This window comes from Streptacidiphilus sp. BW17 (assembly GCF_041262485.1).
Lineage (GTDB): Bacteria > Actinomycetota > Actinomycetes > Streptomycetales > Streptomycetaceae > Streptacidiphilus.
On sequence record NZ_JBGCCR010000049.1, the window covers coordinates 1 to 26,335 of the forward strand.

At 71.1% G+C, this 26,335-nt stretch carries 21 protein-coding genes; 10 read left to right on the plus strand and 11 right to left on the minus strand.

What is annotated here, in order from left to right; translation table 11 throughout:
- Positions 1-131 precede the first annotated feature (131 nt).
- The 3 genes from ABH940_RS34710 to ABH940_RS34720 form a co-directional block, all read right to left on the minus strand.
- Positions 132-851, minus strand: a complete 720-nt coding sequence (locus ABH940_RS34710; protein WP_370072992.1) for an SDR family NAD(P)-dependent oxidoreductase — start codon at positions 849-851, stop codon at positions 132-134.
- A 619-nt stretch (positions 852-1,470) separates the two neighbouring features.
- Positions 1,471-2,772, minus strand: a complete 1,302-nt coding sequence (locus tag ABH940_RS34715; RefSeq protein ID WP_370072991.1) for a citrate synthase — start codon at positions 2,770-2,772, stop codon at positions 1,471-1,473.
- Positions 2,773-2,927: 155 nt separating this feature from the next.
- Positions 2,928-5,147, minus strand: a complete 2,220-nt coding sequence (locus ABH940_RS34720) for an ATP-dependent RecD-like DNA helicase (RefSeq protein WP_370107092.1) — start codon at positions 5,145-5,147, stop codon at positions 2,928-2,930.
- A 216-nt stretch (positions 5,148-5,363) separates the two neighbouring features.
- Here ABH940_RS34720 and ABH940_RS34725 point away from each other — a divergent pair, with 216 nt between their 5' ends.
- The 3 genes from ABH940_RS34725 (at position 5,364) to ABH940_RS34735 (ending at position 7,238) form a co-directional block, all read left to right on the plus strand.
- Positions 5,364-6,134 (plus strand): VOC family protein, encoded by a 771-nt coding sequence (locus ABH940_RS34725; RefSeq protein ID WP_370107093.1) that lies wholly within the window; start codon positions 5,364-5,366, stop codon positions 6,132-6,134.
- Positions 6,135-6,243: 109 nt separating this feature from the next.
- Positions 6,244-6,732, plus strand: a complete 489-nt coding sequence (locus ABH940_RS34730) for a glutathione peroxidase (protein WP_370107094.1) — start codon at positions 6,244-6,246, stop codon at positions 6,730-6,732.
- A 41-nt stretch (positions 6,733-6,773) separates the two neighbouring features.
- Entirely contained in the window at positions 6,774-7,238 is a 465-nt protein-coding gene (locus tag ABH940_RS34735) for an N-acetyltransferase family protein (protein WP_370107095.1), read from the plus strand.
- Between the two features lie 27 nt (positions 7,239-7,265).
- On the opposite strand, the gene ABH940_RS34740 is transcribed toward ABH940_RS34735, so the two are convergent.
- Positions 7,266-7,604, minus strand: coding sequence for a DUF2218 domain-containing protein (locus tag ABH940_RS34740; protein ID WP_370072986.1), 339 nt, complete (start codon positions 7,602-7,604; stop codon positions 7,266-7,268).
- A gap of 145 nt (positions 7,605-7,749) precedes the next feature.
- Between ABH940_RS34740 and ABH940_RS34745 the strand changes: the two genes are divergently transcribed.
- Positions 7,750-8,259 carry a MarR family winged helix-turn-helix transcriptional regulator gene (locus ABH940_RS34745; RefSeq protein WP_370072985.1) on the plus strand — a complete coding sequence of 170 codons (510 nt, stop codon included), beginning with the start codon at positions 7,750-7,752 and terminating at the stop codon, positions 8,257-8,259.
- Here the strand turns inward: ABH940_RS34745 and ABH940_RS34750 are convergent.
- Entirely contained in the window at positions 8,150-9,211 is a 1,062-nt protein-coding gene (locus ABH940_RS34750; protein WP_370072993.1) for an EamA family transporter, read from the minus strand. The genes ABH940_RS34745 and ABH940_RS34750 overlap by 110 nt on opposite strands.
- Before the next feature lie 172 nt (positions 9,212-9,383).
- Here ABH940_RS34750 and ABH940_RS34755 point away from each other — a divergent pair, with 172 nt between their 5' ends.
- The 3 genes from ABH940_RS34755 (at position 9,384) to ABH940_RS34765 (ending at position 12,802) form a co-directional block, all read left to right on the plus strand.
- Positions 9,384-10,145: a serine protease gene (locus ABH940_RS34755; RefSeq protein WP_370072984.1), complete on the plus strand. Its 762-nt coding sequence runs from the start codon at positions 9,384-9,386 to the stop codon at positions 10,143-10,145.
- A 111-nt stretch (positions 10,146-10,256) separates the two neighbouring features.
- Positions 10,257-11,270 (plus strand): LysR family transcriptional regulator, encoded by a 1,014-nt coding sequence (locus tag ABH940_RS34760; protein WP_370072983.1) that lies wholly within the window; start codon positions 10,257-10,259, stop codon positions 11,268-11,270.
- Positions 11,271-11,953: 683 nt separating this feature from the next.
- A complete protein-coding gene (locus ABH940_RS34765) occupies positions 11,954-12,802 on the plus strand; it encodes a hypothetical protein (RefSeq protein ID WP_370107096.1) in 849 nt (282 codons plus the stop codon).
- Between the two features lie 88 nt (positions 12,803-12,890).
- Here ABH940_RS34765 and ABH940_RS34770 read toward each other — a convergent pair whose 3' ends face one another.
- The 3 genes from ABH940_RS34770 to ABH940_RS34780 all read right to left on the minus strand — a co-directional run bounded on the left by ABH940_RS34770 (position 12,891) and on the right by ABH940_RS34780 (position 15,545).
- On the minus strand, positions 12,891-13,340 hold the full coding sequence (locus ABH940_RS34770) for a DUF6278 family protein (protein WP_370072981.1): 450 nt from the start codon (positions 13,338-13,340) through the stop codon (positions 12,891-12,893).
- A gap of 176 nt (positions 13,341-13,516) precedes the next feature.
- Positions 13,517-14,887 carry a restriction endonuclease gene (locus tag ABH940_RS34775; protein WP_370107098.1) on the minus strand — a complete coding sequence of 457 codons (1,371 nt, stop codon included), beginning with the start codon at positions 14,885-14,887 and terminating at the stop codon, positions 13,517-13,519.
- Between the two features lie 112 nt (positions 14,888-14,999).
- Positions 15,000-15,545, minus strand: a complete 546-nt coding sequence (locus tag ABH940_RS34780) for a helix-turn-helix domain-containing protein (protein WP_370107099.1) — start codon at positions 15,543-15,545, stop codon at positions 15,000-15,002.
- Between the two features lie 120 nt (positions 15,546-15,665).
- Here ABH940_RS34780 and ABH940_RS34785 point away from each other — a divergent pair, with 120 nt between their 5' ends.
- Positions 15,666-16,610, plus strand: a complete 945-nt coding sequence (locus ABH940_RS34785; protein WP_370067604.1) for a hypothetical protein — start codon at positions 15,666-15,668, stop codon at positions 16,608-16,610.
- A 54-nt stretch (positions 16,611-16,664) separates the two neighbouring features.
- Here the strand turns inward: ABH940_RS34785 and ABH940_RS34790 are convergent, their stop codons facing one another.
- The 3 genes from ABH940_RS34790 to ABH940_RS34800 all read right to left on the minus strand — a co-directional run bounded on the left by ABH940_RS34790 (position 16,665) and on the right by ABH940_RS34800 (position 22,296).
- The gene (locus ABH940_RS34790; protein ID WP_370107100.1) at positions 16,665-20,831 is read right to left on the minus strand and encodes an ABC transporter ATP-binding protein; all 4,167 of its coding nucleotides are present in this window, start codon (positions 20,829-20,831) and stop codon (positions 16,665-16,667) included.
- A gap of 187 nt (positions 20,832-21,018) precedes the next feature.
- A complete protein-coding gene (locus tag ABH940_RS34795; protein WP_370067608.1) occupies positions 21,019-21,453 on the minus strand; it encodes a PPOX class F420-dependent oxidoreductase in 435 nt (144 codons plus the stop codon).
- Positions 21,454-21,687: 234 nt separating this feature from the next.
- A complete protein-coding gene (locus ABH940_RS34800) occupies positions 21,688-22,296 on the minus strand; it encodes a TetR/AcrR family transcriptional regulator (protein ID WP_370107101.1) in 609 nt (202 codons plus the stop codon).
- 88 nt (positions 22,297-22,384) lie between these two features.
- Between ABH940_RS34800 and ABH940_RS34805 the strand changes: the two genes are divergently transcribed.
- Both ABH940_RS34805 and ABH940_RS34810 read left to right on the plus strand, forming a co-directional pair.
- A complete protein-coding gene (locus tag ABH940_RS34805; RefSeq protein ID WP_370107102.1) occupies positions 22,385-24,052 on the plus strand; it encodes a carboxyl transferase domain-containing protein in 1,668 nt (555 codons plus the stop codon).
- 27 nt (positions 24,053-24,079) lie between these two features.
- Positions 24,080-26,326, plus strand: a complete 2,247-nt coding sequence (locus ABH940_RS34810) for a biotin carboxylase N-terminal domain-containing protein (protein ID WP_370107103.1) — start codon at positions 24,080-24,082, stop codon at positions 26,324-26,326.
- The last annotated feature ends 9 nt before the right edge of the window (positions 26,327-26,335 follow it).

Sequence of the window (26,335 nt, forward strand, 5' to 3'; positions counted from 1 at the left end):
CGCGCGCGCACGCGCGCGCGCGCGGGCCGCTGTCTGTTCCCCTCGCCGCGCGGGTGGGGCTCCCCCCCGGCGGGGGGGGGGGCGCGATTCACCAACCCCCCCCCCCCCGCGCCCCTGACGTTTGCAACGTCTCATCTGCCCAACAGCTCGCCGCCGTTGCAGTGCAGGATCTCGCCGGTGATGTAGCCCGCCTCCGCGCTCGCCAGGAAGAAGACCGCAGCCGCGACGTCCTCCGGCTCCCCCACGCGGCCCACGAGCGTCCGGCTCGCGCGGCGGACGAGTTCCACCTCGTTGAGGCGGTCGCCGAAGAACTCCGTGCCCGCCACCGTGCCCGGTGCGACCACGTTCGCGGTGATCCCGGACGGGCCCAACTGTGCGGCCAGGAAGTGGTTCCAGGCGTGCAGCGCGGCCTTGGACGCACCGTAGGAGCCGGCCCCGCGGACCGCCGCGATCGAACTGATCGTCACCACCCGTCCGCCGCCCTGCGCCAGCCGGTCCCGGACCGACTCGGTGAGCAGAACCGCGGTCAGCACATTGCGCTCGAAGTCGCCACGCCAGCGGGCCAGGACCGCGTGCGGACCCGCTCCGGCCCGGGACTCCCTGCTGCCCGCGTTGTTGACCAACACGTCTATCCGGTCCGGCAGTTCGCCCAAGAGCGACTCCACCGCCCCGGCGTCGGCGAGGTCACAGGCGAGCGGGCGGACCGAAGGGCCGAGGAGCTCGGCCGCCTCGACGAGGACGCCCTGCCGACGGCCGACGATGGTGACCTGGTCCCCGGCCTCGGCGAACCGACGGGCCACCGAGAGCCCGATCCCCGTCCCGCCACCGGTGACGACGACGTTTCTGCCCATCCGGGCGCCCCCTGTCTTCCTGACCTCGCGGCTCCGGGAATCCCGGAGCCCGCTGCGAGGCCGCTGCATCGTTGCCGCCTGTTTGCCGCGTATGTGCTGCGTGGTTGCCGCGTGGTTTCTGCGAGTCATCGAGAAGCTGTGAGGGGCCGACACGGCCCCCAACCGGTCGCTCAGAACACCGTGCGGATTCACGTGATTCCTACCACGCTGCCATTCGTCCCCTTCGCACCGGGTCGCCCCGACCCGCCCCCTCGGACCAAGCGCGCCTGGCATATGACGCCTCGAAGGATCACCGTGAGAGGGGTATCACATGGCCGGACCGTAACTTCGCGAGGCCAACTTTGTGTTAGAACTCGTGAGCCGGGGTTCCGGCGGATCCCGGCGCCCGGCCGCCGTCGCTGGGCGGCCGAAAGCGCACGGCGCGGGCGTGATCAGGGTGGTTGAGCGGCCTCCCCCCGCGCCCCGCCGTGCGCGCACGCCCGACGTCCTCCGCGCACGTCCTCCGCGCACGTCCGCAGAACCGGGTCCGCACAACACCGTCCACACAACACGGGAGCGGGCCCGCACGCCCCGTTCCGAGGCTGTGCGGACCCGCTCCGTTAGTACTGCGCGAATGCGCTCAGCGCGCGTCGATCGGGACGTAGTCCCGGATGACCTCACCGGTGTAGATCTGGCGCGGACGGCCGATCTTGTTCGCGGGGTCGGTGATCATCTCCTGCCAGTGGGCGATCCAGCCGGGCAGGCGGCCCAGCGCGAACAGCACGGTGAACATGCTGGTCGGGAAGCCCATGGCCCGGTAGATCAGGCCGGTGTAGAAGTCCACGTTCGGGTAGAGCTTGCGCGAGACGAAGTAGTCGTCCGTCAGCGCGTGCTGCTCCAGCTTGAGCGCGATGTCCAGCAGCTCGTCGGCCTTGCCCAGCTGGGCCAGGACATCGTGGGCCGCGGCCTTGATGATCTGCGCACGCGGGTCGAAGCTCTTGTAGACGCGGTGTCCGAAGCCCATCAGGCGGACGCCGTCCTCGCGGTTCTTCACCTTGCGGATGAAGGCGTCCACGTCGCCGCCGTCGCGCTTGATGCCCTCGAGCATCTCCAGCACGGCCTGGTTGGCGCCACCGTGGAGGGGACCCCACAGGGCGTTGATGCCGGCCGAGATCGAGGCGAAGAGGTTGGCGTGCGAGGAGCCGACCAGGCGCACGGTGGAGGTGGAGCAGTTCTGCTCGTGGTCCGCGTGCAGGATCAGCAGCTTCTCGAGCGCGTTGACCACGACCGGGTTGAGCTCGTAGTCCTCGGCCGGGACGGCGAAGGTCATCCGCAGGAAGTTCTCGACGTAGCCGAGGTCGTTCCGCGGGTAGACGAACGGGTGTCCCTGGGCCTTCTTGAAGGCGTAGGCAGCTATGGTCGGCAGCTTGGCCAGCAGCCGCACCGCGGAGACGTAGCGCTGCTCGGGGTCGAACGGGTTGTGGCTGTCCTGGTAGAACGTGGACAGCGCGCCGACCACGGACGACAGCATCGCCATCGGGTGGGCGTCGCGGGGGAAGCCCTGGAAGAAGCGCTTGACATCCTCGTGCAGCAGCGTGTGCTGGTTGATGTCGTGCTCGAAGACCCGCAACTGCTCCGCGTTCGGCAGCTCTCCGTTGATCAGCAGGTAGGCCGTCTCCAGGAACGATCCGCGCTCGGCGATCTGCTCGATCGGGTAGCCACGGTAGCGAAGGATGCCCTGGTCGCCGTCGATGTAGGTGATCGCGGACTTGCAGGCGGCGGTGTTACCGAAGCCGTTGTCCAGCGTGGTCAGGCCGGTCTGGCCGAGCAGCTTCGAGATGTCGAAGCCGGCGTTACCAACGGTGGCGTCGACCACCGGGTACTCGTACTCGCCGCCCTGGTAGCGGAGTACTACAGAGTTGTCGCTCACGTCTTCCCTCATCACCAGCGGAATGACCCTGTTCAAGGGTTCAAGGGGTGCCCTGACTCCCTCCTACCTTCCCCCAGGCGGGTTACACCTGTGCAGGCGGGGTGGCCCAAAAGAGCCGAAGGTCACAAAGAAAAGGGCCATTCGCTTTCAAGTTCTGACAGCGGAACCTACCCCCGAGTCAGCCTATGGTCCAATGCCGTGTGTCGGCGACCTGCGGAAACCGCACGAACGGCCTGGCCGAGCGCGCGGCGGGATCCGACCAGTACCACCAGCTTCCTGGCCCGGGTGACGGCCGTGTAGAGGAGGTTGCGCTGGAGCATCATCCAGGCGCTGGTCGTGAGGGGGATCACAACGCAGGGGTACTCACTGCCCTGCGAACGGTGGATGGTCACGGCGTAGGCATGGGCGAGTTCGTCGAGCTCGTCGAAGTCGTAGTCGACGTCCTCGTCCTCGTCGGTGCGGACGGTGAGCTGCTGGTCCTCCACGCTGAGCGCCGTGACGACGCCCACCGTGCCGTTGAAGACGCCGTTCCGGCCCTTGTCGTAGTTGTTCCGGATCTGGGTGACCTTGTCGCCGACCCGGAAGGTGCGCCCGCCGAAGCGGCGCTCCGGCCGGTCCGGGCGGGCGGGGGTGACAGCCCCCTGGAGGAGGGTGTTCAGGTTGCCCGCACCCGCCGGACCGCGGTGCATCGGGGCCAGCACCTGGACGTCGCGGGTCGGGTCCAGCCCGAACTTGGCCGGAATCCGGCGGGCGACCACATCGACCGTCAGGTCGGCGGTGTGCTCGGTGTCCTCCTCGACGAAGAGGAAGAAGTCCGCCAGGCCGGTGGTGATCGGCGGGACGCCCTCGTTGATCCGGTGTGCGTTGGTGACCACGCCCGACTGCTGGGCCTGCCGGAAGATCTGGTTGAGCCGGACGGCCGGGACGGGGCTGCCCGGGGCGAGCAGGTCCCGCAGCACCTCCCCGGCGCCGACGGACGGCAGCTGGTCGACGTCGCCGACCAGCAGCAGGTGGGCCCCGGGCGGGACGGCCTTGGCCAGTTTGTTGGCCAGCAACAGGTCGAGCATCGAGGCCTCGTCGACGACGACCAGGTCGGCGTCGAGCGGGCGGTCCCGGTCGTAGGCCGCGTCTCCGCCCGGCTTCAGCTCCAGCAGCCGATGGACTGTGGCGGCCTCACCACCGGTCAGCTCGGCAAGCCGCTTGGCCGCGCGACCCGTGGGCGCCGCGAGCACCACCTTGGCCTTGCGGGCCAGTGCCAGCGTGACGATCGACCGGACGGTGAAGGACTTGCCGCAGCCTGGACCGCCCGTGAGCACGGCGACCTTCTCCGTGAGCGCCAACCTGACCGCCTGCTCCTGCTCCGGCGCGAGATCGGCTCCGGTCTGCGTGCGCAGCCAGGCGAGGGCACGCTCCCAGTCCACGTCGGCGAAGGCGGCCAGCCGGTCCTCGGGGGCACGCAACAGCCGGCCCAGCTGGGCGGCCAGGGAGACCTCGGCACGGTGGAACGGCACCAGGTAGACGGCGCTGACCGGCACGGCATGCCCGGTCTCGTCCTGCTCCTCGCCAGGGACCTGCTCGCGGACCACGCCCTCCTCCGCCACCAGCTCGGCCAGGCACTCGATGACCAGGCCGGTGTCGACGGCGAGCAGCTTGACCGCGTCGGAGATCAACTGCTCCTCGGGGAGGTAGCAGTGGCCCTGGTCGGAGGACTGCGACAGGGCGTACTGGAGGCCCGCCTTGACGCGCTGCGGACTGTCCTTGGGGATGCCCACCGCCTGGGCGATCCGGTCGGCGGTCAGGAAGCCGATGCCCCAGACGTCGGCCGCCAGACGATAGGGCTCGTTCTTGACCACGGAGATCGCGGAGTCGCCGTAGTTCTTGTAGATCCGGACCGCGAGGGAGGTGGAGACGCCCACCCCCTGGAGGAAGACCATCACCTCCTTGATCGCCTTCTGCTCCTCCCAGGCGGCGGCGATCAGCTTGGTGCGCTTGGGCCCGAGCTTGGGCACCTCGATCAGCCGGGCCGGCTCCGTCTCGATGACCTCGAGCGTCCCGACGCCGAAGTGGTCGACGATCCGCTCGGCCAGCCGGGGGCCGATGCCCTTGATCAGCCCCGAGCCCAGGTAGCGCCGGATGCCCTGGACGGTGGCGGGCAGGACGGTCGTGTAGTTCTCGACGGTGAACTGCTTGCCGTACTGGGGGTGGCTGCCCCAACGGCCGTGCATCCGGAGGCTCTCCCCCGGCTGGGCACCCAGCAGCGCGCCGACGACGGTGAGCAGCTCGCCCCCGCCGCGGCCGGTATCGACGCGCGCAACCGTCCAGCCGGTCTCCTCGCTGGCGAAGGTGACGCGTTCCAGCACCCCCTCGACGACCGCCAGTTGGTTCATGGGCAGCACCGTAGCGGGTGGGTGTGACAGCTCGGGCGGCCCGCTGTTCTGTTCGATCGTGATCGAAAACGACCGAATATATTTCTTTGCGACATTGCGCTCCCGGCGCCCCGTTTTTGTCAGTGGTGCGCGGAAGACTGTGAAGCGGCCCACAAGCCAAGGGCTCCCACACACCAGGGTCCCCTCCCTGGAGCCCACCTCCCTGAGGAGCACAGCATGCTGAGCACCGACTACACCCCGGGCACACCTCGCTGGATCGACCTCGGCACCCCGGACACCGCGGCCACCGCGGCCTTCTACACCTCCCTCTTCGGCTGGACGACGGAGGGCGCCGGCCCGGACACCGGCGGCTACGGGTTCTTCAGCAACGACGGCAAGCGCGTCGGCGGCTTCGGCCCGCTGATGGAAGCCGGCGCGAGCTCCGCCTGGACCGTCTACTTCGGCACCGACGACGCCGAGGCCACGGCCAAGTCCGTCGAGCAGGTCGGCGGCACGGTCCGCGTCCCGGCCTCGGACGTCATGTCCTTCGGCCGGATGGCCCAGTTCTCCGACGGCCAGGGGGCCCGGTTCGCCGTCTGGCAGCCGCTGCAGACCAAGGGCTTCGACGTCGTCAACGTCCCGGTCTCGCTCTCCTGGACGGAGCTGCACACCGCCGACGCGGCAGCCGCCAAGACCTTCTACAGCAACGTCCTCGGCTGGAGCCTGGCCGACCAGGACATGGGCGGCTTCACCTACACCGTCGCCTCCATGGGCAGCGAGGAGACCTCGTTCGGCGGCGTGATGGGCCACATGCCGGGCGAGACGGTCACCTACTGGGTGCCCTACTTCGAGGTCGCCGACGCGGACGCCACCGCCGCCAAGGTCGCCGAGCTCGGCGGCCGGGTGCTGCACGGCCCGGACACCCTGCCCGGCGTCGGCCGGATGGCCGCCTGCGCGGACCCGCACGGCGCGGTCTTCTCCATCATCAAGGGCGACACCCCGAGCTGACGTCCGTTCGGGCAGGCGGATCCGACAGTCCAGGCCGGGAAGAATCCGACACGGAACGCGGTTGAGGCACTGCGAAGGAGTCTCGACCGCGTCCCACCGGAGGATCTTGATGAGCCTGTACGACATCCCGCTGCACACCCTCGGCGGGGAGCCGACCAGCCTGGCCGCCTACGAGGGCAAGGCCGTGCTGCTGGTGAACGTCGCCTCCAAGTGCGGTCTGACGCCGCAGTACTCAGGCCTGGAGCGGTTGCAGCAGCAGTACGCGGAGCGGGGCTTCACGGTGCTGGGTGTGCCGTGCAATCAGTTCGGCGGCCAGGAGCCCGGCTCCGCCGAGGAGATCCAGACCTTCTGCTCGACCTCCTACGGCGTCTCCTTCCCGCTGCTGGAGAAGACCGACGTCAACGGCCCCGCACGCCACCCGCTCTACACCGAGCTGACGGCGACGCCGGACGCCGCGGGCGAGGCCGGCGACATCACCTGGAACTTCGAGAAGTTCCTGCTCTCGCCCAAGGGCGAGATCGTGGGCCGCTTCCGCCCGCGCACCGAGCCGGAGGCATCGGAGCTGGTGGCGGCCATCGAGGCGCAGCTGCCGGCCTGACACCCTCCTCGCCGCCCACGTCCGCCGGTAGTGTGTCGATCATGACCGACCTCACCTTCCGGCGGACCACTCGGGACGACCTGCCAGCGATCGTGGCCATGCTAGCCGCGGACTCGCTCGGCAGCGGACGGGAGAGCCCGGACGATCTGACGCCCTATCACGCTGCTTTCGAGCGCGTCGCAGCAGATCCGAACCAGCATCTGATCGTCGCGGTGCGGAACGGTGAGGTCGTCGGCACGTTGCAGTTGTCCGTGATCCCGGGGCTGTCGCGCAAGGGCGCCACCCGGACGATCATCGAGGCGGTCCGGGTCCGCGGCGACCAGCGCGGCAGCGGCCTGGGCACGGCGCTGATGGAGCACGCCATCGCCGAGTCGCGTCGCCTCGGCGCTGCACTGGTCCAGCTGACCAGCGACAACACGCGCCAGGACGCGCACCGCTTCTACGAGCGGCTCGGCTTCGTGGGCTCGCATGTGGGGTTCAAGTTGCCCTTGGAACAAGCCGACTGAGCGAGCGGCCCGGGGCGGGCAATCAGGTCAGGACGCCGCGTCGTCCTCCTCGTTGCGCTGGACGGTGCCGGGAGTGCCGTCTCCTCGCTGCCACTGCACCAGCAGCTCGTCCTTGGTGCCGAACCGGACCAGGTGCCGTCCGACGACACCCTCCAGCCGGTCGAGGTGCTCGGCGTCGCCCTCCACCGCCAAAAGCAGGGCGTCGGGCGTGGCCGTCATGGTCGCGGTGCCGAAACCGAAGGCGAGGGAGCCGAGGCCGGTCTCCTCGTCCCAGTTCGTCTCGATCTTGCGGCCGAGATGTGCGGCGAGCTGTTTGGCGTAGCGATGCGGGCGGTCGGTGGCCACGCGTGCTTGGGAACGAGGCATGGAACCCTCCAGAGAGAAGCCTTCACTATTAGGAGAGCCTAACGCATAATGAGTCTAGCTCTCTATTTGTTTCCCTGACCGCTCGGCCCGCAAGCGGACCCCGCACAGTCGATATCCTGGCCTCCCCCTACGCAGGAGCCCCTCCGTGACCGCCGCCACCCCGTCCGCATCCGCACCCGAGCCGATCCCCACCGAGGTCGAGTTGGCCGATGCGATGATGCGCGCCAGCAAGCGGATGCGCCGGGCCACCTTCCACCGCCTGGCACCGCACGGCCTGACGCCGTCGCAGGGACGGGCGCTGGACACCCTCGCCTGGGGCGACGGGCAGGGAATCCGGCTCAACCAGCTCGCCGAGCGCCTGCGGATCGCGCCCCGCTCCGCCACCACTGTGGTGGACGCACTGGAGGCGGCCGGCCTGGTCACGCGCTCCCCCGACCCGGACGACCGCCGGGCCACCCTGCTCAAGCTGACCGAGTCCGGCGACGCCGCGGTGGCGCAGATCGCGGCCGTCCGCCGCGAGGTCGCTGAGGAGTTCTTCGGTCCGGTCAGCGCCGCGGACCGGGTGTCCCTGCTGCAGCTGCTCCGAGTGGCCGAGGAGTCGTACGAGCTGGCTCATCCGCACCACCACGGTCCCCACGCCCATCCGCATCCCTGATGGGCCTGTCCCTGACAGCCGTACCCCCGACCGTCGCCTGCCCGCCCAACGTCACCTGCGCGAGCGCCACATCCCCGTTCCTCGCGACCCGGCGTCCGCCGAACGAGGCGAGCGCGACCCCGGCGATCACCAGGACAGCGGCGACCGCTGCCAGCGGCGTTATCGCCTCACCGCGCAGCAGCCACGCCGACGACATCCCGAACACCGGGACCAGCAACGCGAACGGCGCCACCACCGAGGCGTCGTGATGCCGCAACAGATGTCCCCAGAGGCCGTAGCCGACCAACGTGGCACCCCAGGCGACGTAGAGCAGCGCACCCACGCCGGTCAGGCCCAGATGCCCGACGGCCCGCAGGTCGGCGTGGGCGCCCTCGGTCAGCAGGGAGAGCACGCCGAGCGGTAGCGGCGGCACCGCGCTGATCCAGACCATCCAGCGCAGCGCATCCGGCGGGGCCGCCTTACGGGTGATGACGTTGGACAGCCCGAAGGCCGCGGCTGCGCCGATGACCAGCGCGAACGCCCCGAGCGGCCCCGCACCGCCGCGCTCCACCTGGTCGACGGCCGCCACCGCGATGCCGACCACCGCCACCCCCAGCCCGGCGAACCGCCGCCGGGTGATCCGCTCCCGCAGCAACACAGCGGCGAACCCGGCCGTGAAGACCGCCTGGCCCTGCAGCACCAGAGAGCTCAGCCCCGCAGGCATGCCGGCGCGCATGCCCTCGAAGAGCAGGCCGAACTGCAGGCCACCGAGCACCAGTCCGCCCGCCAGCACCCAGCGCCACGGCACCCCCGGCCGCCCGACCAGGAACACGGCGGGCACCGCGGCGACGACGAAACGGAGCGCGGAGAAGAGCAGGGGCGGACAGTGCTCCAGTCCGGCGTCGATGGCGACGAAGTTGACTCCCCAGACGGCGGCGACAAGGACGGCGAGTCCGCAATGGCGGGCGCTCAGGCTCATGCAGCGAGGATGACGCGGACGGTCTCTTGAGCACCAGCAAAGAGTTCTTCACCGTTTGATTCAGCATTGCTGAACGGTTGGACGAGCGCGCCCGAATCCGACGGACCGTCACCCGGATGACCAGCAGCGGTGGCGACAGCGTCAGATCACCTAAACCATCAAAGACATGACGCTCCGTTCGTTCACTGTCGTCGGCGCCCTGCTGGCGTTTCTTCTGCTGGGGCCCCAAGGCGGCCAGAACGCCGCGGCCGGAGCGCCGGACTCCACGCCCTTCGGCGGCTCGTCGCGGATCGGCGCCGTCTTCGGCTCCTCCCCCGGACGCCCCGACCACCACTTCTGCAGCGGCTCGGTGGTCGACAGCCCGACCCGCGACATCGTGGTCACGGCCGCGCACTGCGTCATCGGCCCCGGCTCGGGACACGCCCGAGGCGGCCTCACCTTCGTTCCGGGCTACCACGACGGCCGGCGCCCGTACGGCACCTGGTCGGTGGCCACCGTCGTCGCCGACGCGGCCTGGACCCGGTACGGCAACCCGGACGACGACGTCGCGTTCCTGATCCTCCGTCCGATCGGTCGGCACCGGATCGCGGACCTGACCGGCTCCGAGGCACTCTCCTTCAACCCCCACCCCGGCACCCGCGCCGTCACCGTCGGGTACCCGAGCAGGCGCGACCGTCCGGTCTACTGCATGTCCACGCTCCGGCGCTTCGGCGCACACCAGCTCGAGTTCGACTGCCCCGGCCTCCCCGGCGGCACCAGCGGCGGCCCGATGCTCGTCGGCACCGACTCCACAGCCCGGAGCCGCGGTGCGGTCGCCGGCGTCATCGGCGGCTTCCAGCAGGGCGGCGACACGGACGACGTCTCGTACTCCGCCTACTTCGGCCCCGCCATCGCCGCCGTCTACCGCGCCGCCCTGACCCACGGCTGAGCCCCGGCTGAGTCCTTGCTGTCCCTGACCGAGCCCTGACTGAGCCCTGACTGAGCCCCGGCAGGCATCTCGCCCGGCCGGCAGCCGCCGGACAGGCCCTAGGCTGCCCGCATGATGGATCTCGGACGACTGCGCGCCCTCCACGCAGTGGCCGTGCACGGCTCCGTGGGCCGCGCCGCCGCCGCGCTCGGGTACACGCCCTCGGCGATCTCACAGCAGATCAGCAAGCTCGAGCGGGAGACCAGGACCCCGCTGCTGGAGAAGCGCGGACGTGGCGTGGTCCTCACCGATGCCGCGCAGGAGCTGGCGCAGACCGCGCAGGCGGTGCTCGCGCTGGTGGAGCAGGCGGAGGTCGGCCTGGAGGCACGCCGCGGCGAGGTCACCGGGCGGCTCTTCCTCGCCGCGTTCGCCACCGCCGCGCGGGGTCTGCTGCCCACGGCCCTGGCCGACCTCTCCACGGAGCATCCCGAGCTGGAGCTGCGGGTCCTGGAGAGCGACCCCTATCTGATGGCCGAGCTGGTCGCGCGGGGCGAGGTCGACCTCGCGGTGGTGCAGGACTGGCCCAACACGCCGCTGGCCACGCCCGAAGGCGTCTCCCGTCGGCGCCTGGGTGAGGATCCGGTCGACGCCGTGCTGCCCGCCGACCATCCGCTGGCCGCACGTGAGGTGCTGACGGTGGAGGAGTTGAAGGGCCAGCGGTGGGTCAACACCCCGCCCGGCACCATCTGCCACGACTGGCTGCTCCAAACGCTGCGCGAGGCGGGCGAGGATCCGGACACCCGGTTCCAGGCGACGGAGTTCGACACCCAGATCGCGCTGATCCGCGCGGGCCTCTGCATCGGACTGGTGCCGCGTCTCGGCCGGGCGCCACTGCCCGCCGGTGTGGTCGCCCGGCCGATCGTGCCGGAGCCGACCCGACGTGTCTCCGTGCTCTGGCGCGAGCATGCGACTCGTCGTCCGGCGATCGCGGCGGCGCTCGCCGCCCTGCAGCGCCACTGGCCTCAGCGCTCGGCCGCCCCCGAACCGGAGTGCTCACCCGGACCCAAGCCCACATCCACACCCAGGCACGGTTCGGCCAAGGCTCAGGAACCGGAACACCGCCGCTCACGGGCCGGCCGATCATGACGAGCCGACGGCCCCGGAGCTGGTACGGCCGAGGGCGGCGGCGCCCTGCCCAGTCGCCGCCGCCCTCTCGGGCCCACCCTCGGCGCCCTGCCCTCCATCCTCACTGACGACCAGTCGGACCGCGCGCCGGAACCACGCACGTTGCGCCGCACGGGTGGGACCAGAGAGGCTCGGACCCGAGGTGATGAGGCAGCAGGACGACAGCACACAGGCAAAAGGCAACAAAGCACCACGATGCGGGCGAAGAGGTACAGGTGACGACAGGCCACCAGCCGACTGAAGGGCGGCAGGCAACAGACGGACCAGTGCGGGACGAACTCGACAACGAGCGTCCCGCGCACCCCCTTATCCGGCGATTGCGGGCTGCGTACTCTGGCCCGGAACGAGCGCCGCGTTGGGGGATGGGGGCGTCGATGCATGTCGTTGCCAGGGAACCGGAACCAGGGAATCCAGACGAGCCAGGGGCAGCAGGAGCAGCAGGAGATCCGGCGGAGGCACCGGAGTCGGGGCAGGAGCACCGGCTGAGGAGCCGAGCCGGGACACTGCCGCGGGCACGGGCACGCGTGCGGAGGATCCTGGGCCTGCTCGACGCCGTTCTCCCACTGAGTGCCGCGGGCCGCCTCGGTGGTGTACGCCGTCTCGGGTTCGTCGACCGTCCCGGTCGCGCCGCGCGACTCGGGTTCGTGGACTTGCTCGGGTTCGTCGGCCGCCTCGGTGTTCTCGGGCGACTGGCGCTGGTCGTCCCGGTGCTCGGCCTCCTGCTGGGGGTGGTCCTCAGCGCGTGCGCCGGCGGCCCCGCGCAGCGTTCCGACGCGCGCCCCGGAATGGTGGACGTGACCGTGGTCCCCGGCCGGCCCAGCCCGCCCGGCGGCGGATCGCAGGCCACCTCGACCGCTTCGGCATCCACTGGCGCGAGCCCTTCGGCACCGGCGCACACGCGCGCCGAGGCGCCCCAGGCCCCGGCCGGTACCTCCGGCACAGCCGGTACCTCCGGCTCGGCCACGGAGACACTGCCGGTCGGCAGTTGTGTCGGTTCGAGCGCCGATCACTACGCGCCGGTCGCCTGCACTTCGTCGGCGGCCTACGCCCGGGTCATCGCCCGCCTGCCGCGCGGCGACGACAGCGGCAGCTCAGTCAGCGCATCCGGGACGGCGACCAGTTCTCCCTCGGCGACCGCGTGCCCGGCCGACACCGACTTCGTCCTCGGCCTGACCAAGGTCGACGCGGCGCATCCGCGGGGTGTCGACGCGGGCATCGCCTGTCTCCGCCTGCTGCAGGGACCGCACCCCGGCGATCCGGGTGGTGGCGCGAGCGGCTGGCTGTTGCCGGGCGACTGCCTCTACAACGCCGGCGGGAACGTGCTGCAGGCGATCCCCTGCCTCGGCGACGCCGACGGGCACCGCGCACAGTTCCGCATCACGCTGCTGGTCTCCGCTCCGAGCGCCTGCCCGCTGGGGACCGAGCAGACGATCGCGCTGCGCAATCCGGGCCAGGGCGCGCAGTACGGCTGCCTGGTGGACATGCTCCTCTGACACTGCGTCTGCAACTCAGGGGCGGCGCGGCACGTGGGCCACGCGCGCCTGGGCCATGCGCATGAGTGTTCGTGCTTGGGTGGCGCGTTCAGCGCTCGTCCGCCTCCGAATAGACCTGCCAGAGCGGGGGCGTCCCCTCCGCCACCCAGCCCCGGCCGATGGAGACGACGTCCAACTCGCGTCCGCTCGCCAGGCGGACGAAGGGGCGGCCGTCCGCGAGCAGGTCCCACGTCGCGCCCGCGATCGAGCCCACGATCACGGAGCCGAGGTAGAGGCCGGCGTCATGAGCGAACTCGCCCACTTCTTGCGGGTCCTCCCACTCGCGCCAGACCGGTGGCAGCAGATCCAGCGCGGACAGCGACTCGGGAGTGTCGTCCAGCGTCAGCCCCGCGTCCTCGGTGCGGGCCCGGAGCAGCGCGCACTCGCCGAGCATCGCGGCCAGGGTCGCGGGGTCGCCGACACCGTCGGGATAGCGGGCGGCCTTCGCCGCCGCCGCATCCCGACGCGGACGCCATCGGTCCAGAAAGGGGATCCCCATGCCTCCAGAGTGACACCCCAGCACCGACCGGCAACCTCACGCCGCGCGTCGGAACGCCGCAGATTCACCCGTCCCGGACTTGCCTCTCCCGTATTCGCCCGTCCTGCATTCGCCGGTCCCGGATCGGCCGGTCCCGGATCGTTCGTCGGCACAACGCCGCAAGGCAGCCGCGCCCGTCAGCCGCCCAGCTCCACGCCCAGGTGTTCGCGGATCAGAGCGCGCAGCTCGCCGCCGTCGATCAGCCGAAGGGACCGGTGTTCCGCCGCCGCCAGCACCGCCTGCGGTTCGAAGCTGCCGGTGGTCGCCCAGATCGCCGCCTCGGCCGACTCCTCCTCCATGACCTCGGCGACGTTGCGCACCGCCTCGGCGCTCACAACCGCCGGTCGGCGGGCGACGCAGACGATGTGCGGGTCGTCCGGAAAGGCTCCGCCGTCCCCGTAGGCGACCGCGAGCAGGCCGTCGCGGCCAACCAGTCGGGCGTCCCAGTCCGGCAGACCCATGGCCGCGAACAACTCGGCCGCCAGCCCCGCGAACTCGCCCGGGGACAGCTCCTCGGGCACCGGAGCCGTCGCGCCGCCCACCGCGAAGGGCGTGACGGGCGCGGGCCCGTAGGGGTCCGTGGTCAGTCGGCACGGCAGCTCGCGCACCCGCGCCAGCGCGTCCTCGTGGGAGGCAGGCAGCAGGGTGCGCGCGTACAGGTCGGCCCGCCGGGCGTCCAGGGTGAGCAGAGTGGACTCCCCCGCCTCGGCCGTGACGACCCGTCCGTTCAGCACCACCCCGTCCAGATGCGATTCGGTGTCGGCTGCCAGCACCGCATCCAGGGCGCGCAGCACAACGCGCGCGACCAGCAACAAGTAGCGCGCGACGCACTCCTCGCGCGGGCGCGGGATCGGCTCCACGCCCCCCTCTGAGTCGTCGGACGCCACCCGGAAAGAGAGTGCCGGGGGCACCACCCCGACACCGGGGAGCAGCAGGTCGACCACGGCGGTTCTGGTCAACGGTCGGTAGACCACCCGCGCGGGCACGTCGAGGCCGGGAAGTCGGCCGGCCGCGGCCAACGCGCGTTCCAGCACCGACTCGACGGCGACCTGCTCGCCCAACTCGTAAGAGCGGCGGTAGTCCACCAGGCGCTCGTTGTAGCCGCGCACGGCGTTGGCGCGCTCCTGCTCCTCGCGCTCGTACTCCCGCCGGACCCCTTCGGCCCGGTCGCGCAGTTCACGCTCCTGCTCCCGGTACTGGCGCAGCGCCCGCTGGTGGTCGAGCCGCGCGGTCATCAGCCGTTGCTGGTAGGTGGCGTCGAGCAGGGCACGCCCGGGCTGGCCCGCGGGGACCTGTCCGGGATCGGGCTCGTAGTCCGTCCAACGCGGAGGCTCGGAGACGGCGGTCGGCGGCAGCGGCCGGGGCACGTACTCGCGGCGCAGGGCGTCGAAGTCGACGGCCGGGGACGGCTCGGCCGCCAGGTCCAACAACTCGTCCAGTCGCCGCTCGGCGTCCTCGGCCACCTCGGTGTACTGCTGCGCGAGCATCGCCCGCCGACGTCCCGTCACTTCTCGGTCCCCTCCACCGGGCCGCTCCCGCCGCGATTGGCCCAGCATCTCATCAGCAAGCCCGTCCATCTGCTGAATCAGTCGCAACGCCCGCGTCCGGGGCTCAGTCCGGTCACTCGTCGGGGTTGTACAACGCGACCATCAGATGCACCGGCACCCCGTCGGCGACGCTCGGCTTGGCGTCGATGTCCGCCACCAACTGGCGGAACCGGCGCTGGAATTCGGCCGCCCGCTCCGGAGGGACCCGCCAGTCGCTGAACATGACGACGGGCCGCCGCGCGTCGTCCGCCGCGTCGATGTCGACCCGGCCGCTGCGCAGCGCGTTCTCGAACTCCTGCAGGAAGGTCTCCGCAGCAGCCCCCACCAGATTGACCGCCGCATCCAGCGCCACGGCCTCGACCTCGTCCTGGAACTCGCCTTCATCGGCTCCGGACAGGAGACCACGGCCGAGCTGGAGACGGCGCTGGGCCGCCACATAGCGCTGCTCGACGATGCCGGAGACCAGCCGGGTCTCGGCAACGGCGATCAGCCCGGCCTCCTCCAGGTGCTTGAGATGTCGGTAGAGCTTGGTCTGCGGCTCGCCCAGCTCCTTGGCCAGTTCCTTCGCCGTCCAGGCCCGCGGCTCGGCCCCGCTGTCCGTCATCAGCCAGAGCGGCATGGGTGGTGCACCGAGAGAGTGCCCCGAGGCCGCACCAGGCTCGCGGCCGGGCGGCCCTTGCCTATCCGCCCGCCCGCGTGGGTACTTCACCCGTAAAGGTCGAGCCGGGGCGGTGGGCGGATGATCGGCGATCTGTGGGTGCTGGTGACGCGGCTGGAGGACCCTCGCCGGCACGGCGTCCCTGTCACCGAGCCGCCACTGCTCACCCTGACCGCCCCCGTCAACATGGACACCGAGGCCGACACGACTGCGAGTGACCGAGCAGCCGGGAGTGATCCAGGGGCGCCCCAGGTCGACGGTCCGATCCCGATCGACCGGGTCGAATGGGACGCCTGGCGTGCCGCCGCAGACCGCTATCTCACCGCTGTGCACGAAGCCTCCGCCACGCTCGCCACGGCCGAGCGGCGGGCGGGTCGGGCAGCAGCCCGGCTGCTTCCGGGCGCGCGTCGCCGGGCCACCGTCGCCGCCGAGGCCGCCTGTGCACTCGCCGCAGCGGACTACGCGGCGAGGGTCCGGGCAGCCACGACCGCCTACTGGCCGATCCACTGCGAGATCGGCCGCCGGTTGGAGTCACAGACCGCAGCACGCCGCTGGCTGGCCATCCGCGGCCGGTTCGCCGGCGACGGCACCGAGCCGGTCTGGGGCTGGTCCCTGCGCGAGTTGGATCCCTCCGAGAGCCCGGGGCTGGTCGAGCTGACGGTGTTCCACTGGGACAGCCGTCCCGAAACCCCGTCCTCCGCCGCCGACTTCGTCTCCCCCGACCGGTTCGGCGCCCGGGACCTGGACCGGGAACTGCTGCGCCTGCGCGCCGCCTGGACCGTCCGGCGGATCGTGTGGGACGAGGCCGCACGCCGCCGGGTGGAGCAGGACACGGACGGCATCCCCTTCGCCCTGTGGTGGCGCGCGGTGACCACGCGGGTGGACGCCGACGAGAAGGTCGTTCCGCCGCGTTCAGCAGAGGCTTTCGCCGCGCCGCCCGCCCCCAGAACGGCCCGCCGCATCGAGGTGCTCCAGCTTCCGGAGCAGATTCCGGACCAACTTCCGGAGCAGGGCGACGAGTTGTGAACCGATTCCCGACCGCCCTGCTCTCTGCTCCCTGCTCCGTGGTCCCCTCCCCGCTCAGCGGACCACCGAGGCGCTCTCCTCCTCGCCGACGAAGGCGCGCCACAGGCGGGCGTAGGCGCCGTCCAGTTCGAGCAGTTCGGCATGGCTGCCGTCCTCCACGATCCGGCCGTGGTCCAGCACGATGACACGGTCCGCCCGAGCCGCCGTGCTGAGTCGGTGCGCGATCACCACCGTGGTGCGACGCTTGCCTCCGTGCCGGGCCAGCCGGTCGGCGGCACGGTTGACGGCGGCCTCGGTGGCCAGGTCAAGCGCGGCGGTCGCCTCGTCGAGCAGCAACAGGTCGGGGTCGACCAGCTCGGCCCGGGCCAGGGCGATCAGCTGTCGCTGACCGGCCGACAGGTTCCGGCCGCGCTCGGTCACCTGGTAGAGGTAGCCGCCCTGTAGGCGCGCGATCATCTCGTGCGCGCCCACCGCGCGGGCCGCCGCCTCGACCTCGGCGTCGGTCGCCTCCGGGCGGCCGTACGCGATGGCGTCCCGGATGGTCCCCGCGAACAGATAGGCCTCCTGCGGGACGACACCCAACCGATGCCGGTAGCCGGCCAGGTCGAGCTCCCGCACGTCCCGCCCGTCGACACGCACGGCACCACCGGTGACGTCGTAGAACCGGGCCAACAGCTTGACCAGCGTCGACTTGCCCGCTCCGGTCTCGCCGACCAGCGCCACCGTCTCCCCGGCCGGGATCCGCAGCTCCACGCCGGTGATCGCCTCGGGCTTGCGCGGACGCGCCGGCCCCGCCGATGACGCTGCCTGTGCCTGCGCCTGTCCTGGTGCCTGAGTGGTCGCCAGGGAGCCGGTGGCCCCCGGCTCCGGCTCGGGCATCGGCGCGAGGGCGTTGTAGGCGAAGTGGACGTCGTCGAAGTGGATCTCCCCGCGCAGTCGCCCGGCCTCGGCCGGGTGCTCGGCCTGCGGCGTGGACGTCGGCGTGCGGAGCAGTTCACGGATGCGAGTCAGGCCGACGGCAGCCTGCTGGTAACCGTCGAAGACCTGCGAGAGCTGCTGGACCGGGGAGAAGAACAGGTCGATGTAGAGCAGATAGGCGACCAGTGCACCGGTCGTCAGCGTCCCCGCGGTGACCCGATGCGCGCCGACGATGAGCACCAGCGCCGCGGCGACGCTCGACAGCATCTGGACAAAGGGGAAGTAGATCGATATGTAGAGCTGCGCCCGGACTCGGGTGCGGCGGTAGGCATCGCTGCGCTCGGCGAACCGGTCCCGGTTGTGCTCCTCGCGCAGGTAGGCCTGGACGATACGCATCCCGGCCACGTTCTCCTGCAGGTCGGCGTTGACCGTACTGACCCGCTCACGGCTCAGCTGGTAGATCTTGGACGACTTGGCCCGAAACAGCACGGTCGCGGCTATCAGCACCGGCAGCACTGCGAAGACGTAGAGCGCCAGCCCCGCGTCGAGCACGAGCAGGACCACGAAGATGCCGAGGAAGGTCATCACGCTGACCACCGCGGTGACCACGCCGGTCTGCAGGAACGAGCTCAGGGCGTCCACATCGGTGGTCATCCGGGTCATGATCCGGCCACCGAGCTCGCGCTCGTAGTAGTCAAGACCGAGCCGCTGCAGATGCGCGAAGATCTTCACCCGCAGGCTGTAGAGCACCCGCTCACCGGTGCGCCCGCTGACCTGCATCTCGGCCATCTGCACCAGCCAGTCGCCGAGGACGATCAGCAGCGCGACCACCGAAGCGCCCATGACCGCGCCGGTAGCCGCCTTCGAGACGCCGTCGTCGATGCCGTGGCGGATCAGGATCGGCAGGGCCAGCGAGGCCAGGGCGTCCAGCCCGACCAGCAACAGCGCGAGCAGCAGCGGCCGCTTGAACGGCGCCAGCATGACACGCAGGTTGAAGCCCGGATCCGGGCGTCGGGCCTGGTCCAGCGGGATCGCCGGGCTCTCGTCCGCGGGCGGCAGCGCCGCGACCTTGGCGAGCAGCTCCGGTGTGGCCGGCAGGCTGCCCATCGCGGCCTGCATGCCGCCACCGCCGCGGCCTCCGCCGCCACCGCCTCCGCGCGGAGCCGCGTTCCCCGCGGCGTTCTGCCCCGCTGTGACGGGCGCGTCGGGGTCCTGCACCGGGTAACGCTCGCGGTCCCAGAGTTCCGGCGTGACGCCGCCGGCGGCGACCGGCGCCTCCGTGGCGTCGCCGAACTCAAGGTCATCGAGCTCGTCGAGTTCGTCCAGCTCGGCGGCGAGCTCGGAGTCGCTCATCAGCTCCGCCACCGGATCGGCCTCGCGCACGTCGCCGGCCATGGCGTCCGGGTCGGTCAGCAGTGCCCGGTAGAGCGGGCAGCGCTCCTCCAACTCCTCGTGCGTGCCGATGTCCACCAGCCTGCCGTGATCCAGCACGCCGATACGGTCGGCAAGTTGCAGGGTCGAACGCCGGTGGGCGATCAGCAGTGTGGTGCGCCCTGCCATCACGGCTCGCAGCGCCTCGTGGATCTCGGCCTCGACCCGGGCGTCGACGGCGGATGTCGCGTCGTCCAGCAGCAGGATGTGCGGATCCGCGAGGATCGCACGGGCCAGCGCCACCCGCTGGCGCTGGCCGCCGGAGAGCGTCAGTCCCTGCTCGCCGACGACGGTGTCGTAGCCGCCGGGCAGTTCCGCGATGAAGCCGTCCGCCTGTGCCGCGCGGGCTGCGGCGATCACCTCCTCCTCGGAGGCGTCGGGGCGGCCGTAAGCGATGTTGGTGCGCACGGACTCGGAGAAGAGGAAGCTGTCCTCGGGCACGATGCCGATGGCAGCCCGCAGTGACCGCAGGGTCAGATCCCGCACGTCGTGACCGTAGACCCGGACCGTGCCGGCGGTCGCATCGTAGAAGCGCGGGACCATCATGCCGACAGTGGACTTGCCGGAGCCGGAGGCGCCGACCAGGGCGACGGTCTCCCCCGCGCTGAGACTCAGGTTGAGCCCGCTCAGCACCGGCGGGCTGGACGTGCTGTAGGCGAAGTCGACGTTCTCGAAGGAGACGGCAGGCACGGCCTGCTTCCGGTCGGCGGATCCCCGAGCCACCGCGTCGTGGCCGTCCAGGGAGATCTGGTCACGGGTGGCCAGGTCATGGGAGGCCTGGACATGCGAGACGCGGCCGTCGGAAACCGCCACCGGGCCCTGGACCTCTTCGCCCTGGACCTCGTGGGCCATTACACCCTCTACACCCGTGCGGCCGTCCTCGTCCTCGTACTCGGACAGGCGCAGGTCGATCGCGGAGGCGTGCTCCTTGATCACCGGCCGTTCGTCGATCAGCTGGAGGACTCGCTCCACGCTGGCACGCGCCTGCTGCCCCACGGTGAGCAGGGTGGTGAGCATCCGGACCGGCCCGGTCATCTGCGCGAGGTAGGTCGAGAAGGCGACGAAGGTCCCCAGCGACACCTGGCCGCGAACCGCCAGCCAGCCGCCGAGGGCAAGGACAGCGACCTGACCCAGGGACGGTATCGCCTGCATGGCCGGGCTGTACCGGGCGCTGAGACGGACGCCGCGCAGGCGCTTGGCGTAGAGCCGTCGGCTCGTCGCCTCCAGCCGGCCGAGCTCCTGCTCCTCCTGGCCGAAGCCCTTGACCACGCGTACGCCGGATACCGCGCCGTCCACCACACCGGCCACCCGACCGGCCTCCTGCTGCGCCGACCAAGTCGCCGGGAACAGCCTCTTCCGGCTGAGCAGCGCGAACCACCACAGGGCCGGGGCCATCGCGACGGCGATCAGCGTCAGCATGGGCGACAGGAAGAACATCACCACGAGGGAGAGCAGGAACATCAGGACGTTGCCGGTCATCACCGGCAGCATCGAGAGCAGACCGACGATCATCTGCAGGTCGGAGGTGGCGCGGCCGACCACCTGGCCGGTGTCGAGACTGTCCTGCTTGGCACCGTCAAGACGGGTCAGCGAGTCGAAGAGGTCCTGTCGCATGTCGTGCTGAACGTCCATGGCCAGCTTGCCGCCCCAGAAGCGGCGGGCGAGCGTGAACACGAATACCAGCACGGCCGCCAGCACCAGGGCAATCGCCCACGGCGCCAACGGTCGCCGGTGCGTGGTGATGACGTCGTCGATGATCAGTCGCGGAATCAGCGGTACCAGTGCGGTGATCGTCATGCCGAGCAGGGACGCACCGAACGACAGCAACACATTGCGCCGGTAGCGCCAGGCGTAGCCGCTCAGCCGGCGCACCCACCTGGAGCTGCCTGCTGAGCCGCTCGCGGTGGAGGGGGCAACGGCTTCCCCCGGAGACTTATGAGCCTGAGACATATTTAGCGATACTAATCTTCTCGTCGGTCAGCTGTCCATGCCACTTTCGGCACTTACATCGGCACCCGCAGTGCACAGTGATGCACGCGCGAGCTCGGGGCCCGAACGGTCACCAGCCGGCGGCGCCGTAGTAGCGATCCACATCGATGCGCACCACCACCCGCCGCTCGGCCACCATCGCGGCCCGGTACTCGTCCCAGTTCGGATGTTCACCGGCGATCCGTCGGTAGACGTCGACCAGTTCCTCCACGGTCGCGTCGTCCGGCGCGGCGGACACCTCGCTCACCGCCGCCGTGCCTTCGGCCACCGCGTAGACGCGGAAGTCCGGGCCGGTGACATAGACGCTCACCCGCGGGTCGCGGCGCAGGTTGGCCACCTTTGCACTGCCCGCCTTCGTCGAGAACCGCAGCAGCCCCTGGCCACCCCGGTCGGGATCGAAGGCATAGACGACATTGGAGAGCTGCGGTCTGCCGTCACGCTTGAGGGCGACGATCGCACCTCTGCGGGAACTCGCGACAAGGTCCCGGAGATCCTGGTCCGCCATGGTGCGTCCTCCGTTCACCGGTTCCGATCGGCGCTACCGAACGGCGCCTCCGAACGACCGCGATCAACCGTCGGTCGGGCCGTCGGTCGGGCAATCTGGTCAGCACCAGAATCGCCCCACCTGTTCCCTCCGCGCACCGGGCGCTGGTCGCACGTCCGGTCACCCGTGGGTCGTAGGACCGAGGGCCGAGTCCTCCGGGCAATCGAGAGGCGGGCGGCAGGCAGCGAAAAGAGGTCAGGCCTCGGACGCTGCGGCGGCCGCCAGCGCTCCGAGCGCCAGGCGGTGCAGCAACGCCGCCATGGCCTCGCGGCCGTCGGGGTGGCCGAGCCCGGGCGCCGCACTGTGCGGAGTCGAGTTGAGCAGGCCGAACACCGCGTGGACCGCCGGGCGGGCCTCCTCCCCCAACCCGGGGAAGACCTGGCCGGCGACGCCGACCCAGAGCTCCACGTACTGGCGCTGCAGGCTGCGCACCCGGCGCCGATCAGGGTCAGGAAGGTTGAGCAGCTCCCGGTCGTGCAGGGTGATCAGCGCGCTCTCGTCCAGGGCGAAGGCGATGTGCCCCTGGAGCAGCGACTCCAACGCCTCCCGAGGGCCACCCGCCGCGTCCACCCGGCTGCGGCCCTGGTCCAGCAACCGCTCACTGATCCCGATCAGCAGGTCGGCCAGCATGGCGTCCTTGCCGGGGAAGTGCCGATAGAGGCCGGGGCCACTGATCCCCACCGCTCGGCCGATCTCGTCGACGCCCACCCCGAGGAAACCACGCTCGGCGAAGAGCCGGGCCGCCTCGCGGCGGATCTGGGCGCGGCGGGGGTTTTCGACCGGGGGGCTCGTCGGCTTTGCCATCTGGCCATCGTAGACAGACCTGTTAGGGAGCGTTAACCTGAGTCCCATAAGTTAACGCGCGTTCACAGGAGCAAAGGAGCTCGTGGCGATGGCAGCTGCGCCACCCCCCACCGGTTTTGCGCCGGGTCCGCAGGCCCTTGCTGCGGCGCCGCGTCTGGAGAGCACGGCCGATCCGAACTCGTCCGGCTTCCGGGCCAACGCGGAAGCGCACCGGACACTGGTCGACGAACTGCGCGGCAAGCTGGCCGCAGCCGCGCTCGGCGGCGGCCCGCGAGCGCGCGAGCGGCACACCGCGCGCGGAAAGCTGCTGCCACGCGACCGGGTGGACACCCTCCTGGACGCGGGCTCGCCGTTCCTCGAGATCTCGCCCCTGGCGGCGGACGGCCTCTACAACGGGGACGCGCCGGCCGCCGGCGTGATCGCGGGAATCGGCCGGGTGGCCGGTCGCGAGGTCGTGGTCGTCGCCAACGACGCGACGGTCAAGGGCGGCACCTACTACCCGCTCACCGTCAAGAAGCACCTGCGGGCCCAGGAGATCGCCCTGGACAACCGCCTGCCCTGCATCTGTCTGGTCGACTCCGGCGGGGCGTTCCTGCCGATGCAGGACGAGGTCTTCCCGGACCGGGACCACTTCGGGCGGATCTTCTACAACCAGGCCCGCCTCTCCGCGGCCGGCATCCCGCAGTTGGCCGCTGTGATGGGCTCCTGCACCGCCGGTGGGGCCTACGTCCCGGCCATGAGCGACCAGGCTGTGATCGTCCGCAACCAGGGGACGATCTTCCTCGGCGGGCCGCCGCTGGTGAAGGCCGCCACCGGCGAGGTGGTCACCGCCGAGGAGCTCGGCGGTGGGGAGCTGCACTCCCGCACCTCCGGGGTCACCGACCACCTGGCCGAGAACGACACCCACGCCCTGGCCATTCTGCGTACTGCCGTGGCCGGCCTCGGCCCGCGCACACCGATGCCGTGGAGCGTGGAGCCGGTCGAGGAGCCGACCGTCGACCCCGCCGGGCTCTACGGCGCGGTCCCGGTGGACCCGCGTACCCCCTACGACGTGCGCGAGGTGATCGCCCGGATCGTGGACGGCAGCCGGTTCGCCGAGTTCAAGGCCGAGTACGGCCCGACCCTGGTCACCGGCTTCGCCCGGATCCATGGACACCCGGTGGGGATCGTCGCCAACAACGGCATCCTCTTCGCGGAGTCCGCCCTCAAGGGCGCGCACTTCATCGAGCTCTGCGACCAGCGCGGCATTCCGCTGCTCTTCCTGCAGAACATCTCCGGGTTCATGGTCGGGCAGAAGTACGAGGCGGGCGGTATCGCCAAGCACGGCGCCAAGATGGTGACCGCCGTGGCGACCACCCGGGTGCCCAAGCTGACCGTGGTGGTCGGCGGCTCGTACGGCGCGGGCAACTACTCGATGTGCGGGCGGGCCTACTCCCCTCGGTTCCTGTGGATGTGGCCGGGCTCCAAGATCTCCGTGATGGGCGGCGAGCAGGCCGCCTCGGTGCTGGCGACCGTGCGTCGTGACCAGTACGACGCCCGTGGCGAGGAGTGGTCGACCGAGGCGGAGGAGGAGTTCCGCCGCCCGGTGCGCGAGCAGTACGAGCGCCAGGGCAACGCCTACTACGCCACGGCCCGCCTCTGGGACGACGGCGTGATCGACCCGATGGACACCCGCACCGTGCTCGGCCTGGCGCTGAGCGCGTGCGCGAACGCCCCCCTGCCCGAGCCGCGCCCGTACGGCGTCTTCCGCATGTGACATGACGAGAGGTCACCTCCTGTGCCTATGTTCGAAAGTGTTCTGGTGGCCAACCGCGGCGAGATCGCGGTCCGGGTCATCCGCACGCTGCGACGGCTGGGCGTGCGGTCCGTCGCCGTGCACAGCGCCGCCGACGCCGGGGCGCCGCACGTCCTGGCCGCCGACAGCGCGGTTCTGATCGACAGTTACCTCGACGGCGCCGAACTGGTCGCCGCCGCCCGCCGCGCCGGCTCCGAGGCCGTGCACCCCGGCTACGGGTTCCTCGCCGAGAACGCCGGGTTCGCCCGTGCCTGCGCCGAGGCGGGACTGGTCTTCATCGGCCCGCCCGCCGAGGCGATCGAGCTGATGGGCGACAAGATCCACGCCAAGGAGGCCGTCAAGGCCGCGGGCGTGCCGGTCGTCCCCGGCAGCGACGGCGACAAGCTGGACGACGAGGCCCTGATCGCCGCGGCGACCGGGATCGGGATGCCGGTGCTGCTCAAGCCCTCCGCCGGTGGCGGTGGCAAGGGCATGCGGCTGGTCCACGACGCCGACCGGCTGCCCGAGGAGATCGCCGCCGCGAGGCGTGAGGCCCGCGTCTCGTTCGGCGACGACACCCTGCTGGTGGAGCGGTGGATCGACCGCCCCCGTCATATCGAGATCCAGATCCTGGCCGACGCGCACGGCAACGTCGTCCACCTGGGCGAGCGCGAGTGCAGCCTCCAGCGGCGCCACCAGAAGCTGATCGAGGAAGCCCCTTCCGTGCTCCTCGACGAGGCGACGCGCGCCCAGATGGGTGCGGCGGCCGTGCGTGCGGCTCAGTCCTGCGGCTACACGGGCGCAGGCACCGTCGAGTTCATCGTCCCCAGCGGCGATCCCTCCTCCCACTACTTCATGGAGATGAACACCAGGCTCCAGGTGGAGCACCCGGTGACCGAACTCGTCACCGGCCTGGACCTGGTGGAGTGGCAGCTCCGCGTTGCCGCGGGCGAACTGCTCCCGTTCGCCCAGCACGACGTCACCCTCACCGGACACGCGATCGAGGCGCGCATCTGCGCCGAGGACCCCAGCCGCGGGTTCCTCCCCTCCGGGGGGAAGGTCCTGCTGCTTCAGGAGCCCGAGGGGGAAGGGGTCCGGGTGGATTCCGGACTGGCCCCCGGCCTCGTCGTCGGCAGCAGCTACGACCCGATGGTGTCCAAGGTCATCTCCTACGGCCCCGACCGGGCTACCGCGCTGCGCAGGCTGCGCGCCGCACTGGCGGACACGGTCGTCCTCGGGGTCGTCACCAACGCCGGCTACCTGCGCCGGCTGCTCTCTCATCCCGACGTCGTCGCGGGGCGCCTCGACACAGGACTGGTCGAGCGCCACCCAGAGCTGACGCTAGTCCCGTCCCCGGAGAGTGGGCAAGGAGACCCCACTCAGCCTGTGGATAACCTGCCGCTCCTCGCAGCCGCGCTGGTCAGGCAGGTGCTGCTGGATCCGGTCCGCCTTGCCGGTGGTTCGGACGGGACGGGCGCGGCCGGGTCCGGATGGGCCGATCCGTTCGCGCAGCCGAGCGGTTGGCGTATCGGCGGCGTCCCTGCCTGGACCCGTCATCAGCTGCGCCTCCCCGGAGGCGACCCGGTCCTCGTCGAGGTGCGTCCCGACCGCGGCGGATCCGCCAACGCCTTCGAGGCTCGCATCAGCGCCACGGCCGGCAGGGTCGGCACGGCCGAGGTGGCCGTTGTCGACGGCAGCGCAGGCGGCGGTAACACGAGCGGCAGCAGCGGCACTGGTGCCGTCCTCCGCGTCGAGGTACGGGCCGATCTGGTCAACGGCCAGGGACTGACCGGCGGAACCGGCCTGGTCGGCCGGGTCGCGGTGACCCTCGACGGGATCACCCGCCCGTTCGCGGCAGCGGTCGAGGAGTCCTCCGACGGCAGCGGCTCGGTCTGGTTGGGCCGCGACGGCGACAGCTGGCTCTGCCAGGTCCACGATCCGCTGGCGGAGCTGGCGTTCGGCGGCACGGGGGCGCACGGCGGCTCGCTGACCGCCCCCATGCCCGGCACGGTCACCCTCGTCAAGGCCTCGGTCGGAGACCGGGTGTCCAGGGGTCAGGCGGTGCTGGTGCTGGAGGCGATGAAGATGGAGCACGTCATCACCGCGCCCCACGACGGGATCGTGGAGCAGCTCAAGGTCGTGCCGGGCGCCACGGTCGCCATGGACGACCTGCTCGCCGTCATCGCCCCGGCGGAGACGTCCGACGGCGCCGCGCCCACCGGCACATCCGACGGCACGGCGACCGAGGAATCCTGAGGAGTGGTG